Origin of the sequence: Avibacterium avium (genome assembly GCF_900454535.1) — a bacterium.
Taxonomy (GTDB): Bacteria; Pseudomonadota; Gammaproteobacteria; order Enterobacterales; family Pasteurellaceae; genus Avibacterium; species Avibacterium avium.
This window is the reverse complement of the sequence record NZ_UGSP01000001.1, coordinates 238492-255391: the sequence shown is the minus strand read 5'-3', so window position 1 is coordinate 255391 and position 16900 is coordinate 238492. Positions and strand designations below refer to the sequence as shown.

At 38.3% G+C, this 16900-nt stretch carries 19 protein-coding genes and 7 tRNA genes; 21 read left to right on the top strand and 5 right to left on the bottom strand.

Annotated elements, in window-relative coordinates; genetic code table 11:
* Positions 1 to 8: 8 nt before the first annotated feature.
* On the bottom strand, positions 9 to 728 hold the full coding sequence (pepE, locus tag DYC50_RS01335; RefSeq protein WP_115248698.1) for a dipeptidase PepE: 720 nt from the start codon (positions 726 to 728) through the stop codon (positions 9 to 11).
* A gap of 195 nt (positions 729 to 923) precedes the next feature.
* Entirely contained in the window at positions 924 to 1877 is a 954-nt protein-coding gene (gene coaA, locus DYC50_RS01330) for a type I pantothenate kinase (protein ID WP_115248697.1), read from the bottom strand.
* A 214-nt stretch (positions 1878 to 2091) separates the two neighbouring features.
* Between coaA and DYC50_RS01325 the strand changes: the two genes are divergently transcribed.
* The 6 genes from DYC50_RS01325 to DYC50_RS01300 all read left to right on the top strand — a co-directional run bounded on the left by DYC50_RS01325 (position 2092) and on the right by DYC50_RS01300 (position 5202).
* A tRNA-Thr gene (locus tag DYC50_RS01325) sits at positions 2092 to 2167 on the top strand.
* A gap of 34 nt (positions 2168 to 2201) precedes the next feature.
* Positions 2202 to 2286: transfer RNA gene (locus DYC50_RS01320), tRNA-Tyr, on the top strand.
* A 41-nt stretch (positions 2287 to 2327) separates the two neighbouring features.
* A tRNA-Gly gene (locus tag DYC50_RS01315) sits at positions 2328 to 2402 on the top strand.
* 4 nt (positions 2403 to 2406) lie between these two features.
* Positions 2407 to 2482: transfer RNA gene (locus tag DYC50_RS01310), tRNA-Thr, on the top strand.
* 103 nt (positions 2483 to 2585) lie between these two features.
* A complete protein-coding gene (gene tuf, locus DYC50_RS01305; protein ID WP_115248696.1) occupies positions 2586 to 3770 on the top strand; it encodes an elongation factor Tu in 1185 nt (394 codons plus the stop codon).
* Between the two features lie 104 nt (positions 3771 to 3874).
* Positions 3875 to 5202 (top strand): IS3 family transposase gene (locus DYC50_RS01300; RefSeq protein WP_115248695.1). Its coding sequence is split into 2 segments (ribosomal slippage): positions 3875 to 4325 and positions 4325 to 5202, totalling 1329 coding nucleotides; the frame shifts between segments, so codons are not numbered across the junction.
* Between the two features lie 180 nt (positions 5203 to 5382).
* Here DYC50_RS01300 and DYC50_RS01295 read toward each other — a convergent pair.
* Both DYC50_RS01295 and trmB read right to left on the bottom strand, forming a co-directional pair.
* Complete coding sequence (locus DYC50_RS01295; protein WP_115248694.1) at positions 5383 to 5721, bottom strand: YggL family protein; 339 nt, start codon at positions 5719 to 5721, stop codon at positions 5383 to 5385.
* Between the two features lie 29 nt (positions 5722 to 5750).
* Positions 5751 to 6503: a tRNA (guanosine(46)-N7)-methyltransferase TrmB gene (gene trmB / locus DYC50_RS01290; protein WP_115248693.1), complete on the bottom strand. Its 753-nt coding sequence runs from the start codon at positions 6501 to 6503 to the stop codon at positions 5751 to 5753.
* Between the two features lie 185 nt (positions 6504 to 6688).
* Between trmB and mutY the strand changes: the two genes are divergently transcribed.
* The 7 genes from mutY to DYC50_RS01255 all read left to right on the top strand — a co-directional run bounded on the left by mutY (position 6689) and on the right by DYC50_RS01255 (position 11122).
* A complete protein-coding gene (mutY, locus tag DYC50_RS01285; RefSeq protein WP_115248692.1) occupies positions 6689 to 7807 on the top strand; it encodes an A/G-specific adenine glycosylase in 1119 nt (372 codons plus the stop codon).
* Positions 7807 to 8082: an oxidative damage protection protein gene (locus tag DYC50_RS01280; RefSeq protein WP_115248691.1), complete on the top strand. Its 276-nt coding sequence runs from the start codon at positions 7807 to 7809 to the stop codon at positions 8080 to 8082. Before mutY ends, DYC50_RS01280 begins: the two co-directional genes overlap by 1 nt.
* 2 nt (positions 8083 to 8084) lie before the next feature.
* Complete coding sequence (gene mltC, locus DYC50_RS01275) at positions 8085 to 9158, top strand: membrane-bound lytic murein transglycosylase MltC (RefSeq protein ID WP_115250132.1); 1074 nt, start codon at positions 8085 to 8087, stop codon at positions 9156 to 9158.
* 156 nt (positions 9159 to 9314) lie between these two features.
* A tRNA-Phe gene (locus DYC50_RS01270) sits at positions 9315 to 9390 on the top strand.
* A gap of 4 nt (positions 9391 to 9394) precedes the next feature.
* A tRNA-Asn gene (locus DYC50_RS01265) sits at positions 9395 to 9470 on the top strand.
* A gap of 154 nt (positions 9471 to 9624) precedes the next feature.
* Positions 9625 to 9701 (top strand) — tRNA-Arg (locus tag DYC50_RS01260).
* A gap of 212 nt (positions 9702 to 9913) precedes the next feature.
* Positions 9914 to 11122 carry a tyrosine-type recombinase/integrase gene (locus tag DYC50_RS01255; RefSeq protein ID WP_103854383.1) on the top strand — a complete coding sequence of 403 codons (1209 nt, stop codon included), beginning with the start codon at positions 9914 to 9916 and terminating at the stop codon, positions 11120 to 11122.
* A 10-nt stretch (positions 11123 to 11132) separates the two neighbouring features.
* On the opposite strand, the gene DYC50_RS01250 is transcribed toward DYC50_RS01255, so the two are convergent.
* Positions 11133 to 11411 (bottom strand): ogr/Delta-like zinc finger family protein, encoded by a 279-nt coding sequence (locus DYC50_RS01250; protein ID WP_115248690.1) that lies wholly within the window; start codon positions 11409 to 11411, stop codon positions 11133 to 11135.
* A gap of 475 nt (positions 11412 to 11886) precedes the next feature.
* Between DYC50_RS01250 and DYC50_RS01245 the strand changes: the two genes are divergently transcribed.
* The 8 genes from DYC50_RS01245 (at position 11887) to DYC50_RS01210 (ending at position 16752) form a co-directional block, all read left to right on the top strand.
* Entirely contained in the window at positions 11887 to 12084 is a 198-nt protein-coding gene (locus DYC50_RS01245; protein WP_115248689.1) for a helix-turn-helix transcriptional regulator, read from the top strand.
* Positions 12085 to 12257: 173 nt separating this feature from the next.
* A complete protein-coding gene (locus DYC50_RS01240) occupies positions 12258 to 12923 on the top strand; it encodes a baseplate complex protein (protein WP_115248688.1) in 666 nt (221 codons plus the stop codon).
* Between the two features lie 18 nt (positions 12924 to 12941).
* A complete protein-coding gene (locus DYC50_RS01235; protein ID WP_115248687.1) occupies positions 12942 to 13622 on the top strand; it encodes a hypothetical protein in 681 nt (226 codons plus the stop codon).
* Between the two features lie 146 nt (positions 13623 to 13768).
* Positions 13769 to 14845 (top strand): hypothetical protein, encoded by a 1077-nt coding sequence (locus tag DYC50_RS01230; RefSeq protein WP_115248686.1) that lies wholly within the window; start codon positions 13769 to 13771, stop codon positions 14843 to 14845.
* A gap of 252 nt (positions 14846 to 15097) precedes the next feature.
* Positions 15098 to 16087 (top strand): phage major capsid protein, P2 family, encoded by a 990-nt coding sequence (locus tag DYC50_RS01225; RefSeq protein WP_115248685.1) that lies wholly within the window; start codon positions 15098 to 15100, stop codon positions 16085 to 16087.
* Between the two features lie 52 nt (positions 16088 to 16139).
* A complete protein-coding gene (locus tag DYC50_RS01220) occupies positions 16140 to 16325 on the top strand; it encodes a helix-turn-helix transcriptional regulator (protein ID WP_103854389.1) in 186 nt (61 codons plus the stop codon).
* Entirely contained in the window at positions 16322 to 16546 is a 225-nt protein-coding gene (locus tag DYC50_RS01215) for a hypothetical protein (protein ID WP_115248684.1), read from the top strand. The genes DYC50_RS01220 and DYC50_RS01215 overlap by 4 nt, the downstream gene beginning before the upstream one ends.
* Complete coding sequence (locus DYC50_RS01210; RefSeq protein ID WP_103854391.1) at positions 16543 to 16752, top strand: transposase; 210 nt, start codon at positions 16543 to 16545, stop codon at positions 16750 to 16752. The genes DYC50_RS01215 and DYC50_RS01210 overlap by 4 nt, the downstream gene beginning before the upstream one ends.
* Positions 16753 to 16900: the final 148 nt, after the last annotated feature.

The window sequence follows — 16900 nt, the reverse complement described above, 5'->3', positions numbered from 1 at the left end:
TCTTCTCCTTAGTAATCAAAGGTAACATCGCTTGCATAGCGTTCGCATTGTCCATTTTTGCTGAATTTTAGCACCGCACTTTGCTGTGCTTCGCTAATATCCAGCACTTTGGCTTGATTGCCTTGAATCTGTAATGCCGTACCTTCAGGTAAGGCGTAAACGTGCGATTCAGGATTGACAATCAAAAATTCCGCCAAGCGTTCTTCACGGCTTTCACCGTTATGCCCTGCAATTTTGCCAGAAATAAAGTGTGGATTAATTTGATGTGGGAAAAGATTTAAGGCGTCAAAGGAAGGCGGATAAAGAATTGGCATATCATTGGTGGTCATAATGGTTTTGCCTGCCACATTTGCCCCGGCGCTCCAGCCAAAATAAGGCGTGCCTTGTTGCACTTTTTGACGAATGGCGTCTAATAAATGGTGTTCATACAATCCATTGATTAGGCAGAATGTGTTACCACCGCCAATGGCGACCACATCAGCTTGCTCAATAATATCTAAATGACGCTTGCCACGATGGACAGAAACCACGTCCATTTCTAGCTCTGCCAAGGCTTGTTGCACCAGCGTTTCATACTCATCATAACTACGGCTCACACCTGCATAAGGTACAAATCCAATAGTTTTTCCTTTGTATGTAGAAAGAAAGCTTTTCAGCCACGGCATACAATGCACGAGATAACCCGTATTTTGGTATTTAGAACCGCTCATTAAAAGCATATTTTTCATTCTTGCCTCCTTGTTGAATATAATGCATAAGAGTAAGGAATGATTACTCTTTATGAGTATTATGCGTTGTTAGATCAGGAAAAGAGAATGAAATTTACAATAAAAAGGCAGTTTTTTTGAGCAATATCACAAAAAATCCATCTAGTTAGAATAGATGGATTAAAAGAGAGGTGATTTTTTTAGGAATTTTGTGTTTTAGCGCTTTAATTTAACCTTTTCCACCGCGTGATTTGCGCCCTTAGTTAAAATTAAATTGGCGCGTTCACGGGTCGGCAGAATATTTTCTCGCAGGTTTTTGCCGTTGATGTCTTCCCAAATTTTGCTCGCTGTGGCAACGGCTTCTTGCTCGGAAAGGCTAGCATAGTGTTTAAAGTAAGAATCAGGATTATTAAAGGCACTTTGGCGAAATTTAAGAAAACGGCGAATGTACCATTCTTTTAATAGGCTTTCTTCCGCATCAACATAAATAGAAAAATCGACAAAATCAGAAACAAAGACTTGATTTGTATTGCTATTTCCTCGTTGTAGTACATTCAATCCTTCTAAAATAAGAATGTCGGGCTGATCAACATAATCAAACTGATCAGGCACAATATCGTAAGTTAAATGAGAATAAATCGGCGCACTCACATTGCGTTTGCCTGATTTTATATCAGCCAAGAAATGGATCAGGCGTTGCGTATCATAAGAAACAGGAAAGCCTTTCTTTTGTAACAGGTTATCTTTTTTGAGTTTTTCTAAAGGATATAAAAAGCCATCGGTGGTGATGAGATCCACTTTACGCACTTGTGGCCAGTTAGATAAGAGTGATTGCAAAATCCGCGCGGAAGTACTTTTCCCCACCGCAACACTGCCTGCAATGCTGATAATATAAGGGGTTCTTTGTTTATCCCCACCAAGAAAACGGGTTAAAACAGTCTGACGGCGCAGATTTTCTTCAATATAGTAGTTAATTAAACGCGCCAACGGCAGATAAATAGTGCTAACTTCATCTAATGACAGATCTTCGTTAATCCCTAGCAAAGGCTTGAGATCTTGTTCGGTGAGTTTTAATGGAACGGATTTGCGTAATTCTGCCCATTGCTGGCGATCAAAAGAAAGAAAGGGCGTTAATTGCTCATTTAATAAAGTTGAATCAGAAAATGCCACAATGTTGTCTTCATATTTATAGAATGTTGAATAGAAATATACCCTATAAATTTGCTTATGATTAGTGAAATTTAGAATAAATTGGCACTTTTTTTATAAATTTTGTGCATTTTGACTGATAAATAGCCGAACAATAAAAAAAATCTATTTTTTTTCAAAAAAAACCTTGTCAGTGATAAAAATTTCCCTATAATACGCCTCACTTGCTTACGACGCCGACTTAGCTCAGTAGGTAGAGCAACTGACTTGTAATCAGTAGGTCACCAGTTCGATTCCGGTAGTCGGCACCATAACCAATCGTAGTCAAGTTCATTCATTTAGTGCGGAGGGATTCCCGAGCGGCCAAAGGGAGCAGACTGTAAATCTGCCGGCTCAGCCTTCGAAGGTTCGAATCCTTCTCCCTCCACCATTTTTTAGATGAATTCTGATGGGACAGATGAATTTAGGACTGCGGGCATCGTATAATGGCTATTACCTCAGCCTTCCAAGCTGATGATGCGGGTTCGATTCCCGCTGCCCGCTCCAAAGCGCTGATATAGCTCAGTTGGTAGAGCGCACCCTTGGTAAGGGTGAGGTCGGCGGTTCAAATCCGCCTATCAGCACCAGCCTTAACTTCACCTTTCTCTTATTAATAGTTTAAACTTAATTCAATTGGTTAATGTGGTATTTTGAACCATCGATAACCGTGTTTATCTAGAGGGACTCTTAATGTCTAAAGAAAAATTTGAACGTACAAAACCGCACGTAAACGTGGGTACAATCGGCCACGTTGACCATGGTAAAACAACTTTAACAGCAGCAATCACCAGCGTATTAGCGAAACACTACGGTGGTGCCGCACGCGCATTTGACCAAATCGATAACGCGCCAGAAGAAAAAGCGCGTGGTATCACCATCAACACCTCACACGTTGAATACGATACACCAACACGTCACTACGCACACGTTGACTGCCCGGGACACGCGGACTATGTTAAAAACATGATTACTGGTGCGGCGCAAATGGACGGTGCAATCTTAGTAGTAGCAGCGACAGACGGCCCAATGCCACAAACTCGTGAGCACATCTTATTAGGACGCCAAGTAGGTGTACCATACATCATCGTATTCTTAAACAAATGCGATATGGTAGATGACGAAGAGTTATTAGAATTAGTAGAAATGGAAGTGCGTGAACTTCTTTCTCAATATGATTTCCCAGGTGATGATACCCCAATCGTACGCGGTTCAGCATTAAAAGCGTTAGAAGGCGATGCAGCATGGGAAGAAAAAATCCTTGAGTTAGCAAACCACTTAGACACTTACATTCCAGAGCCAGAGCGTGCGATTGACCAACCATTCTTATTACCAATCGAAGACGTATTCTCAATCTCAGGTCGTGGTACTGTAGTAACAGGCCGTGTTGAGCGTGGTATTATCCGCACTGGTGATGAAGTAGAAATCGTAGGTATCAAAGAAACTGCGAAAACTACCGTAACAGGTGTAGAAATGTTCCGTAAATTACTTGACGAAGGTCGTGCGGGTGAAAACATCGGTGCATTATTACGTGGTACAAAACGTGAAGAAATCGAACGTGGTCAGGTATTAGCGAAACCAGGTTCAATTACACCACACACAGACTTCGAATCAGAAGTTTACGTATTATCAAAAGAAGAAGGTGGTCGTCACACTCCATTCTTCAAAGGTTACCGTCCACAATTCTATTTCCGTACAACTGACGTAACAGGTACAATCGAGTTACCAGAAGGCGTGGAAATGGTAATGCCAGGCGATAACATCAAAATGACAGTAAGCTTAATTCACCCAATCGCGATGGACCAAGGTTTACGCTTTGCGATTCGTGAAGGTGGACGTACAGTAGGTGCGGGTGTTGTAGCAAAAATCATCAAATAATGATGATTGCTAGGTAGCACTAGAAAGTTAAGAGAGGGCATCGAAAGTGATCTGCACCCCAAAAGTTGGACTAAACAACCAACTGATTAAGGTGCAGATTTTTTATGACTAAATATACTCAACATTTCAAACAACAAGTGCTCGACTTTTATCATCAAAATGGAAAAAACCGTTCGCTTACTCGCCAGTATTTTCAGCTTCCTCAAAGAACGTTAACACGTTGGATTGCGAAATTTAATCATAATGGAATCAATGGATTAGCTGTGTTAGGTAAAAAACGATATTATTCTGTTGAGTTTAAATTAAAGGTTATTCAAGCTATCAAAAAAGGCCAGTGCTCCGCTGAAGCCGCCTGCTTTCGCTTTGATATCCCCAGTTCAGGGATAATTAGCCAATGGTTGCAACGCTTTGAAAAACAAGGTATAGATGGGTTATTACTCAAACCTAAAGGTCGTCCAAGTATGAAACTCAACTCACCTAAAATGCCACCAACGCCCAAAACAGAAGAAGAACGCTTGCGTTACCGAATTTTGGAATTAGAAGCGGAGAATGCAATGCTAAAAAAGTTGCAGGAACTCAACCAACAAAAAATGCAGAAAAAGCCGCCATCGTAAATGCCTTACGCTCGCGTTTCCCGTTGGAATTGTTACTCAGGCTAATCGGATTGGCACGCAGTTCGTTCTTTTATCATCTCAAGCCAAAGTCGGATAAAAATGTAGCGATTTCACAGAAAATAGAGGAAATTTATCGCAAAAATGACGAAAATTATGGTTATCGTCGAATTACCTTGGAATTAAGGAAATACTTAATTATTAACCACAAAAGGGTGCAAGCGATAATGCAACGTTTGGGGTTAAAAGGAAAAAGTAAGCAGAAAAAATATCGTTCTTACCAAGGCAAAGTGGGACACATTGCCGATAATCTGTTGCAACGGGATTTTACGGCAACGATGCCGAATGAGAAGTGGGTAACGGATATCACCGAGTTCAAATGTGCGGAAGGCAAAGTGTATTTATCACCAATTAAAGACTTGTTTAATAACGAAATTATTGCTTATGATGTGGCGAGAAGTCCGAATTTTGAGCAGATAACCAGAATGTTGACCCAGGCGGTGAACCGATTAGCGGGGGGAAAACCGATACTGCATTCCGACCAAGGGTGGCAGTATCAAATGATGGGTTATCGGGAGATATTGAAAAAACACGGTATTACGCAAAGTATGTCGAGAAAAGGCAATTGCCTTGATAATGGTGCGATGGAAAGCTTTTTCGGGCGATTGAAGACGGAATGTTACTTTGGCAAGCGGTTTGAAACCTTTGAACAGCTTGAAAAAGTGATTCACGAGTACATTCATTACTACAATAATGAGCGTATTCAAGTGAAGCTCAAAGGACTAAGCCCTGTGGAATACAGAACTCAGTCCTTGAATTAAATTAGAATATAGTCTAACTTTTTGGGGGCAGATCAAAGATGCCCTTTTGTTTTGCTTGGATTTTTGAATGAAAAAGTTGGAAAAAATCACCGCACTTAGTCGGTGTTAGCCTTAAAATAAGGCGTATAAAAAATCCTGCTGTTGCAGGATTTTAATCATTTATATAGTGCTACCGACAGATTATTTTGCAGGATATTCCCACCAAATATCAAACAGTTGGCTGATTTCAATTTGTTGTAATCCATTGCTTTCTAACCAGTTTTTTACTAGTTCGCGGTGGCTTTCATCACATTTTCCGATTTCTTCTAAGCAGACTAAACCTTCCCAATGTAAATAACCGCTACCTTCATAAGCTAAGCCATTTGGACGAATGACTTCATTGATAAAACGATCTACAATTTCATCAATCTTATCAATCGGAGTATTTTCTGCGAATTGCCAGTTTACTAAAAAGCCTAATTCTTGGAATTCTGCAAGGTGCATTTTTTTGCGTTGTCTTCTGTTACGTTGAATAGCCATCGTTTTCTCCTCGTGTTTCTAGGCTGATATTATTCAGTTTTAATAAAATATAAATCCCATACACCGTGTCCCAAGCGATGACCGCGCTGTTCAAACTTGGTCAGAGGGCGGCTTTCAGGACGTGGAATATAGTCCTTTGTGGCGGAAGTATTGCGTAACTGTGGATTGTTTTGCAATACGTCTAACATTTGTTCCGCATAATTTTCCCAATCTGTTGCCATATGAATAAAGCCGTGGTTAGCGAGCTTTTGGCAGACAGTTTGCACAAAATGCGGCTGTACAATGCGGCGTTTATGATGCTTCGCTTTATGCCAAGGATCGGGGAAAAAAAGCTGTAAGCCAGCAAGGCTGCCATCGGCAATGCAATCGCGTAAAATTTCTGTCGCATCGTGGCAGATAACGCGTAGATTTTTTACTTTCTTTTCCACAGCATAAGCAATGCACGCACCCACACCGGGGGTATGCACTTCAATTCCTAGATAGTTTTTATCTGGATTTTGCTCCGCCATTTCCACTAGGGATTTTCCCATTCCAAAACCAATTTCTAAAATAACAGGCTTGTCGTTGCCATAAATCTTTTTAAAATCAAAAGGTTCTGTTTGATGTGATAAGCCATAAATCGGCCAATATTCATTCATCATATTACGCTGAAAATCGCTTAATCGCCCTGTACGCAACACGAAACTACGCACTTTACGTTTGTAGCGTCCGTCTGCAGTAAATTCAGCGGTTTCAACGGTTTTACGTTTTTGATCCGCAAAGCTGGTTTGTTGTTCTGTCATTGAAAATCTTACTGCTAAAATACATTTTATTGTTGATAAAATGCACGAAATGATATTGAACGGCTATTCTATGGGTTCGCTCTCCATCACGCAAGGGAAAAGGTAAAAGTGCGGTGATTTTTTTTGTACATTTTGTTCAATTTCTCTCTGTGATACACTTATACTTTTATTGAAACCTTGGATTTATGTTACAAGCTCAATCTTCCCCAGATGATCTTTTTGCTAGTGCTGTACTTAGCTGGTACGATCAATTTGGACGCAAACACTTACCTTGGCAGCAAAATAAAACCCTTTATGGCGTTTGGCTGTCCGAGGTAATGTTACAACAAACTCAAGTTGCCACGGTGATTCCTTATTTTGAACGCTTTATGCAACGGTTTCCTACCATCATTGATCTTGCCGATGCGCCCCTTGATGAAGTGCTGCATTTGTGGACGGGCTTGGGCTATTATGCACGGGCAAGAAATTTGCACCAATCGGCACAAATCATTCGCGATCAGTATCAGGGCAATTTCCCCACTGAATTTGAGCAAGTACAGGCGTTAAAAGGCATTGGTCGAAGCACGGCGGGGGCAATTCTGTCTTCTTGCTTAAATGCCCCTTATCCTATTTTAGATGGCAACGTGAAACGTGTGCTGTCCCGTTATTTTACGGTTGAAGGCTGGGCGGGCGAGAAAAAAGTGGAAAACCAGCTTTGGCAGTTAAGTGCTGAAGTAACGCCAACACAGCGTGTGGCAGATTTTAATCAAGCGATGATGGATATTGGCGCGATGGTGTGTACACGCACGAAACCGAAATGTGCGCTTTGTCCGTTATCTGCAAAGTGCGGTGCAAATTTACAACAAAATTGGCAAGATTATCCTGCGAAGAAGCCAAAGAAAACCTTACCCGAGCGACAAAGTTATTTCTTGATTTGGCAGCGACAAGGCAAGGTGGCATTAGAACAGCGTGAAAATGCGGGCTTGTGGGGCGGTTTGTATTGTTTTCCACAATTTGACAGCAAGCAGGATTTATTGGCTTATTTGGCGCGTCAAAACGTGGATTTTTATCAGGAATGGCCAGCTTTTCGCCATACCTTTAGCCATTTTCACTTAATGATTCACCCGATTTATGTGAAGCAGGAATATCACGGCGAGGACGCTAATCGCTCTGATTGGAAAAAGGTGGGTGAAAATCACGGCAAGTATGAATCTTCTATACAAAGTGCGGTCAAATATTGGTATGATCCGCAAAATCCTGATCAAATTGGACTGGCAACGCCAGTCAAAAATCTTTTATTACAGTTAGCAAAAGGAAAAGAATAATGGCAAGAACGGTATTTTGTGCCTATTTAAAACAAGAGGCGGACGGGCTAGATTTTCAACTTTACCCAGGCGAATTAGGCAAACGTATTTTTGATAATATCAGCAAACAGGCTTGGGGCGAGTGGATGAAAAAACAAACAATGCTCGTTAATGAGAAAAAATTAAATATGATGAATGCCGAACATCGCCAATTATTAGAACAAGAAATGGTGAATTTCTTATTTGAAGGTAAAGATGTTCATATTGAAGGCTACGTTCCACCAGAAGAAAAATAATGATGAAAAAATATGTTATTGCATTAATCATTCCCTTTTTATTTGCCTGTGGTGGCTCAAGCCATAAGCGTGTCTATAATGATGAGGCGTTTAGCAAAGATACGCGCGGGTTAGATATTTTAACAGGGCAATTTTCCCATAATATCGATCAAATTTGGGGCGTAAATGAATTATTAGTGGCAAGCCGTAAAGACTATGTGAAATACACCGACAGTTTTTACACTCGCAGCCACGTTAGCTTTGATGAAGGTACGATCACCGTAGAAACTCAGCAAGATCTTAATCGTCTGCATAATTCTATTGTGCATACGCTATTAATGGGATCCGATGCCAACGGTATCGATTTATTTGCTTCAGGTGATGTGCCGATAAGCTCTCGCCCATTCCTTGTTGGGCAGGTAGTGGATAATTTGGGACAACAAATTACCAACGAGTTTATTGCAGGTAATTTTGCTGATTATCTTCTACAAAATAAATTGCAAACACGCCGTTTAAGTAACGGCAGAATGGTGCAGTTTGTGGTGATCCCAATGATTGCTAACCACGTTGCCGTGCGTGCGCAAAAATACCTACCAATGGTGCGCCGTGCAGCTAGACGCTATAACCTTGATGAAAGCTTGATTTTAGGTATTATGCAAACGGAATCTAGTTTCAACCCTTATGCGATTAGCTATGCTAATGCTATCGGCTTAATGCAAGTGGTGCCGCGTACTGCTGGACGTGATGTGTTCCAAATGAAAGGGCGCGCTGGTCAGCCGTCAAAAAGCTATTTATTTGATCCTGAAAAAAATATTGATGCAGGTGCATCGTATTTATGGCTATTACAAAATAAATATTTAGATGGCATCACCAATCCAACGTCTAAACGTTTTGCGATGATTTCTGCGTATAACAGCGGGGCAGGTGCGGTGTTGCGCGTGTTCCACGAAGATAAAGATATGGCGATTGAACAAATCAACCGCTTATATCCTGAGCAAGTGTACCGAATTTTGACCACGGCACACCCATCTTCACAAGCAAGAAATTATTTAATTAAGGTGGATAAGGCACAAAAAAGTTATCGTGTTAGACGATAAAAATTAAAAGTGGTTTTGATTTTTTATGCGATTTTTGCTGTATTTCTATGCGTTTCGCTTGTTAAATATTCAAACAAACAAAAAAACGTAAAAAAGTTAAAATTAATGATTGACTTAAGACGCTAAAAATCGTTTAATACGCACCACTGATGCGTTGCCTCGATAGCTCAGTCGGTAGAGCAGGGGATTGAAAATCCCCGTGTCGGTGGTTCGATTCCGCCTCGAGGCACCACTATTCCTCCTTAGTTCAGTCGGTAGAACGGTGGACTGTTAATCCATATGTCGCTGGTTCAAGTCCAGCAGGAGGAGCCAAATTCCTAAGAGCCGCTAATGAAAATTAGCGGCTTTTTTCATATCTCATCACTATCTTTTTTCTTACTAGAAAATTAACAAAATTTACACCGCACTTTATTTCTTATCCCGTGCTTTTCATCATTACATATTTGTGTCAAACTGAAACGCAAAAGAACGTGTAGCTTAGCAGGATAGAGCAGTCCCCTCCTAAGGGACAGGTCGGCGGTTCGACTCCGCCCACGTTCGCCATTCTATTGTTTTTTTACGTTCGCCAATGTTCAAAATTTATAGGAAATGTAACAAAAACAACGGGTTGCCGTTCGTGTTTGTTCGTTTGTGTTTTTCTTTGTTTGCTTGCATCCGTGCTTTTTAGATCCCTGTTTGGATCCCTCACCTTAGAGGGAATCTTACGAGGGATCTAAAAGGTTAATTATCCTTTATTTTTCATAAGGTTATGAGATATGAGCAAAATTGTTAAACCTTTAACCAATACTACCCTTCAAAATCTAAAGCCTATGGCGAAAGAATACATTAAATCTGATGGGCAAGGGCTTTACATTAGAGTAAAGCCTAATGGCGCTAAGATTTGGTATTTCGCCTATAAATACTTTAAGAAGCATAAGAAAGTTAGTTTAGGGGCATTCCCTGATTTATCTTTGGCAAAAGCTAGAGAAATTGCGCAGGAATATCGCACGCTACTTGTGCAGAATATTGATCCGCTAGGTTATAAAAATGCACAATTTGAGCGCTTGGAGAATGATATGATGACTTTAAGGGAGTTGGCGATCAAATGGCGAGATCGGCGATTGCAACAAGGAAAGGTAAAAGAGCAAACTATCAAAGAGGCTTTTCGGCGGCTTGAAGTTTATATATTCCCCGTTGTTGGAGAGATGAACATTAAAGAAGTGAGCTTAAAATCTATTTTTTCTGCACTTAGTCCGCTTAAGCATTCTAATACACTTTATAAAATTAATGTTTCTTTAAATCAGATATTTCAACTTGCGGAAGATGAAGAATTAATTATTAAAAATCCATTAAGGGGAATTCATAATGAATTTAATTATATTCAGGCGGTGCATCAGCCAACAATTCCCCCAAGCGAATTACCTTATTTATTTAAAGTATTGCAAAATGCGAATATTCAACGCCCCACCGCACTTTTAATAGAATGGCAGCTATTAACAATGTTGCGTTCTGCGGAAGCGGTACGGGTTGAATGGTCAGAAATTGATTTCAAAAATAAAGTGCTACATATTCCTGCTGAAAAAATGAAAGGAGGAAAACGGCCGCATAGCGTTCCTTTATCTACTCAAGCCTTATATATTTTAGAGCAAATGCGGCGATATAATGGAAATAGGAAATATGTATTCTCAACCTATACCGCACCTTACACTAATCATATGAGTACACAGGCGGCAAATGTGGCGCTAAAGCGAATGGGATTTAAAGGGCTTTTAGTCGCCCACGGTTTGCGCTCTATTGCTAGTACCTATCTTCACGATCTTGATGTATTTTCTTCTGAAGCTATTGAACTATGTCTTTCACACGAAAATAAAGGCAAGGTTCGGGCAGCTTATGATAAATCGAAAAAGTGGAAATCAAGAATTGAGATTATGCAAACTTGGGGGGATTATGTGGAGAAATGTAAAATAGAAGCCATTAAAGCCTAATTTTTAGCCCCTATTTATTGGGGCTAGTTTCTTTTTGTAATGCAGCAAGCATTTTAGCCTTATCTTCTGGCGAAAATTGGCTTATAAGTGTGTTAATAAAAACGTCTTTATCTAGTAGGCTTGTTCTTGTGGTATGGCTAAATTCTAAATTCATTACAAAACGATGCAAGCATTCTGGATTATTGCAAGAACAATAAAGACGGCTAAAGCCTTGAAGTGGTCTTTCTGTTCTTGTAATTGTTGCTCGGCTTTTGCAAGCTGTGCAATAAATTTTAAAGGCTCTTGGCATTGTTCAATCTCTTAACTGTAAAAAATTTTTGGCATATCACTCACGTAAAATTAAAAATTTCCTTTAATTTCAATCAATTAACTATTTAATATTCTATTTAGTGCTTTTTCTTAACTGAAATTCACTGAAATTAACTGTAATTTTTTCAGTTAAGGAAACTAACAAAATTGAGTATATTTCCTTTATTTTCAATAAATTAAATAAAAACTATACTGAAAATTAACTGAAAAAATGGCAATTTTTGACACAAAAAACGCGGGAGTGAGATTGCTTTTTTCGTGCCGTATGACGTGACGTAGGATTTTACCCGCACAATGGAAACTTTCTAGCCATTTTAATTAATTTGTTCATCTTGTTATTGTGATAATTAATATCACAAGGCAAATTCATTTAATCCCTATATTAAATCCCCTAATATTTATCTATGTAATTAAGTGCTATAGCATTTATAGCCGTTCAAATTATAGGAGTATAAATGAAAGAGAAAAAAGAACGCTTTATTTCACTAGATGAAGTTATTACAAGAACAAGCCTTAGCAAATCTACCATTTATAACTATATGCGCGGGGGGAAATTCCCTAAAAGTATTACGATTGCAAGCAATCGTGTTGTATGGTTAGAAAGTGAAGTGGATAGCTGGATTGAAGAAAAGTTAAGAAGAAGAGCGAAATAAATAGCCCTAGATAAATTTTATTATCTAGGGCTATATGCTCACGAAAACAAAAAACGAGATTTAGTTTAATATAGTTATTTTCTTGAAGTATAAGAATATTTCAAGAACCCTTGTTTAATCTAAAGTTTTAAATTAAACGCAAATATTATATCAACAAAAAAAGGAAAAATAAAATGCCTGAAACAACTGAAAAAACTGAAACAAAAAGAAAATCTCCTGCTATTCTAATTGCATTAAATGGCAAACCCATTCTTATGCATAATTTAAGTATCACTGGTACTTTTAGACGAGAAGAAGCGGATATGAGTGGCCGTAAATCTAGCACAAAAAAAGCAGATAAAGGGATAAAGGCGAAAGAACTCCACGTTAAAGGAATGATTCCATATAGAGAGGAAAAATGGCTAACTGATCTAATTAATTTAGCTGAAGGCACTGATGGAACAGGTGGACAAATTAAATATAGAGTTTCATCAAGAACTGCGCAAGCAATGAACATTAGAGAAGTAAAATTCAGCGGTGAAGTTGATATTGTAGAACAAGATGACTTTATGGCTTGGAATGTAAGTTTTATTTTAAAAGAAGCTAATAGTGTTAGCGAGAAAAAAGAAAAACGCAAACCAAAACCAAAGAAAATAGTACAAAAAGAAAACCACCCTAAAGCACAGCCTACACAGGCTAAACCAAATAAAGCTGAAGAAAAAATTGATGGCACAGAAAAAGATCCGAGCTTTTCAGGCCGTTTAAATCAAGGCGATTTTAAAGGAGCAGCCAAAAAAGGATTAGATAAAATATCTTCTATTTTCTCAAGTGATAAAAGCCAACCATCCCCAGAAAAATAATACTACGGAGAAAAAACTATGCTAAATACTATAACCCAAAACGAAACCTTTATTCAGAAAAAAGCGGAATACGAAGAGGCGCTAGAAGCATTAAAAAAATCGAATGATGAAATCGCAAAGAAACAAGAAATTATTAATCGCAATAATGCAATTATTCAAGCATTACAAGCTGAAAATATTGATCTTGAAAAGAAATTAGATGGCTCATTAGACGTAGAAAGCGCAAATCTAGACTTTGCTGAATTTGACAAACTTTCAGATCAGCTTAATTCAAATGCAAGAAAAATCACCTTATTAGAAAAACTGAATAAGGAAACAGAAAATAAAATTGAAATTTTCAAACTTGAAGAATACAGCAAAACAGCTTCAGCAGCTAGATCAAAATATACTGAATTAAATAAGTATATCTATGAGCTTACGCAAGAACTTATTCAAGATGAAAACATTATAAAAACCCTAAATTTCCTATGTAGTCTTTATGTAGAATGCTTAGATGATAGAGAAATAAACACACTAAACCAGCTACATATGACTGTAGAACAAGTATTTTTAGAAGATTTAAGTAAGAAGGTAAAACCATTTATTAAGAATCCCGAAAAATCCCCTTTAGGAATAGATAAGCCTAAAATTCTATATCAGACGCTAGGCACAGGCTTTTTTGCCCGCCGCCGCTTGCAAGAACTCAAAGAAAAACAATAATTCACGCGATTAAGCCGCCTTGTGCGGCTTTTCTTTTCTCTATTCACACTTTCCAATTTACACCACCTAGCACAATATAGCACTTCACAACTGTAATAATAAACAGTATAATTATGGAAATAAAACCATAATAAAGAGAGGCAAAAATGCACCCTTTAGACAATGAATTCATTACTATAGGAAATTTGCTCACTGAATACAGAAGAAGATTTGGCAAAGAGATTGATCTATTGAATTTATTATTTTCAGATTTTAATATAGATTTATTTATTTTTATATCCTATGAGAATAGAAAAGTTTATTTTACAAAGAAAAAGGATAAATATATTCCTAGGGTGAATTTTTCTTTTGATTTTTTCTATTTATCAGAAAATAGAGATGTATATATTGAATACTATAGTGAAGTAGATGATTTTTCTTATGACGAGATAGATATAACCATAAAAAATAAACTTTATTTCTATGAAAATCTGAATCTATCTGCTAATAAATTATATAGAGTAAATAGAGATGAGAAAGATTACTTTTGCGAGGATAACAATTTTAAAGATGTATTAGAGAATATTAATAGTTTTAGCGGATACTTTTTAGTGGATAAAAATCACAAATCAATATCGCAAGCAGATCCTGAAACGCTACATATTTATGAAAAGTCAAGAATTGAAAATATAAAATCAAAGAAAATAATAATAAATACGTTTCTTAATAGATTTTATTTCTGTTTTGATGAGATAAGAAAAAAACAAGTAAATTCTGATCAAACGGAAACATTCACTACTCTTTGCATTGACTCATCGTTAAATTATGAATTTACTTTGAATATATTAGATGACGTTTATATCTTAAAAAGAGATCTTGAAGATATTATAGAAAACTATCATTTTATGATAGAAAATAATAAACTATTCACCATAGAAAAGAAAACCAAAGAAAACAAAGAAGCACCGATTACAAAAGCGCAAAATGACGCGAAAGACCGCATTATAGAAACCCAAAAAACCGCACTATTAGGCGTTATTCTTGCAATGGATAAAGCGCATAATGGCAACAAGGGGAGATATTGGAAAGCACACGGACTAAATATGGCATACATCACAAAGGAAATGCAAAAGGCACTAGAATTAGAAGGCATAGAGCCAAGAAGCCAAAAAACCTATCAACAGAAAATCAGAGAAGCCATAGCCCTATTAAATGATAAAACAAACCCAATTTACAAAAACTAACCTTTCAAACGCCTAGCAATCGCTAGGCTTTTTTATTACCTAAAAAACAGCAAACGGCAGAAATAAATAAAAAACGAACAAAAACAACATAATAAAAATTTTTCTAAAAAATTTTAAGGCAATTGCCCTATTTTCTTTTGGTTCTCTCCTACCATTCCCCCCGCAAACAAAAAAAGCAGTTTTCGGCTTTGGCGAGCGTAGAAAAAACACTTTTTTGATTTTTTGACACCAACCACAGATAGGAGAAAAACAATGGATTTTTTAACCGCACTTCACCAATACAGAAAAAACAAGGCAAAGCAGTTTAATGCCGAAGATCAGTACAATAAAGACGCTTTCTCGCTAGAGAAATACGAAGTTCAAGCAATGCTTGAAAAAATTACCCAGCGTTCTGATTTCCTCAAAGCAATTAACGCAATCCCCGTTCATAATGAGCAAGGACGTAAAATTTTCGGGCCTCTCAAGCCTAATATCACAGGGCGACAATACCTAGAACGCCATATCATTGAACAATCTGATCACGAAGATGGCTATCAAGTGTATGAAACAGATAGCGGCATTACATTGAAATGGGGAATGCTAGATCTTTTCAACCTTTACCCAGAAAAATTTGATCAGTTGATTGATGAATTTGTTTTAGATCAAATCGCGGCCAATATTATGCAAATCGGCTGGGCGGGTAAAAGCGTTGCGCAAAATACGGCAGCCGTTGATCTTTCTGACGTGAATAAAGGCTGGCTAGCTTTGCTTGCCGAGCAAAAGCCCGAAAATGTGAAAGCCACGGGCAAAAACGGCAAACTAAAAATCTTTGGTGAAAATGCTGATTATGCCAGCTTAGATGCCTTAGCCATTGCCCTAAGAAATCAATTAGATGAACACCACAGAAACCGCAACGATCTTGTCTTTTTAGTGGGTGCTGGGTTATTGGCACGGGAAGAACAGCCGATCACCAGCGCAACCCCAGCAGAGCAGGATAAAGTAGGTTTGCAAAATCACTATATCACTAATCAATTCGGCGGAATGAAAACCCTCACCCCGCCACAGTTTCCACTTTATGGCGCAGTAGTCACGACATTACAGAATTTAAGTCTTTACACGCATAACCGCAGTGGGCGCTATTCAATCCGACAAGATGACGAAAGAAAGCGGGAAGTCGTGAGCTATTGGCGCTTTGAAGGCTATGTTGTGGAAGATTTGGGCTTAATGGCAGCGGTTGATCCTGCAATGGTGATTTTAGGCTAATTTTCGCGGCGTAACCGCCCAAGGTTACGCCAATTTTAAAGGAGTAAACACAATGACGCTTTTAACCTTAAAAGAATTACAAGCAATGAAAATCGGCGGCAGAACAAAAATCTATCATCTCGTCAAATCAGGCGATTTTCCAAAGCCGATCAAAATTGGTAAACGTAGCTTATGGCAATTAGAAGACGTGCAAGCGTGGTTAGATCACAACAACCCAAACAAGGAAACACCGCAATGAAAAAAGAACAAATCGAATTTATTCGCGCATTTATTCATTTGGGAATGGAAGAACAATTAATTGTAATGTTTTTTCTTTATATGGATATTCAAAGAGAGGATACGCTAAAAAATCCAGCATCTTTCAGAGCCCACCTTTTCAAATTAATGAATGGCTTCACCACGGAACAGAAAAAGCAATTAATTGAAATGTGCAAGCAAGAAATGGCAGGGAAAAAATGAAAGGTTTAAAAATTCAATGCCCAGAATGTGGAAAAGCATTAAATATCCGCACATCAGAACGCCCTAGCGCGTGCGTAACACAAGCCCTTGTTTACTGCGTGGAATGCGATATTAAAGGCACAATCACCGCCCAATTAAGCGACATTAAAAAAGGCGTATTTAAACCGGTTACACCCAGCCATAAATGGCAACAAGATCCCAAATGAACGGGGCAAAATTCAGGCAAAGAAAAAGCGCACTTGAGATTTGTGCCATCGTGCGCTTTAAGTTCCCCTTAACAACCAACAAGGTAAGGATTTATGAAGGATTGTTTCATTACGATTAAAAATAACCATAACTTAATGTGGGATATTA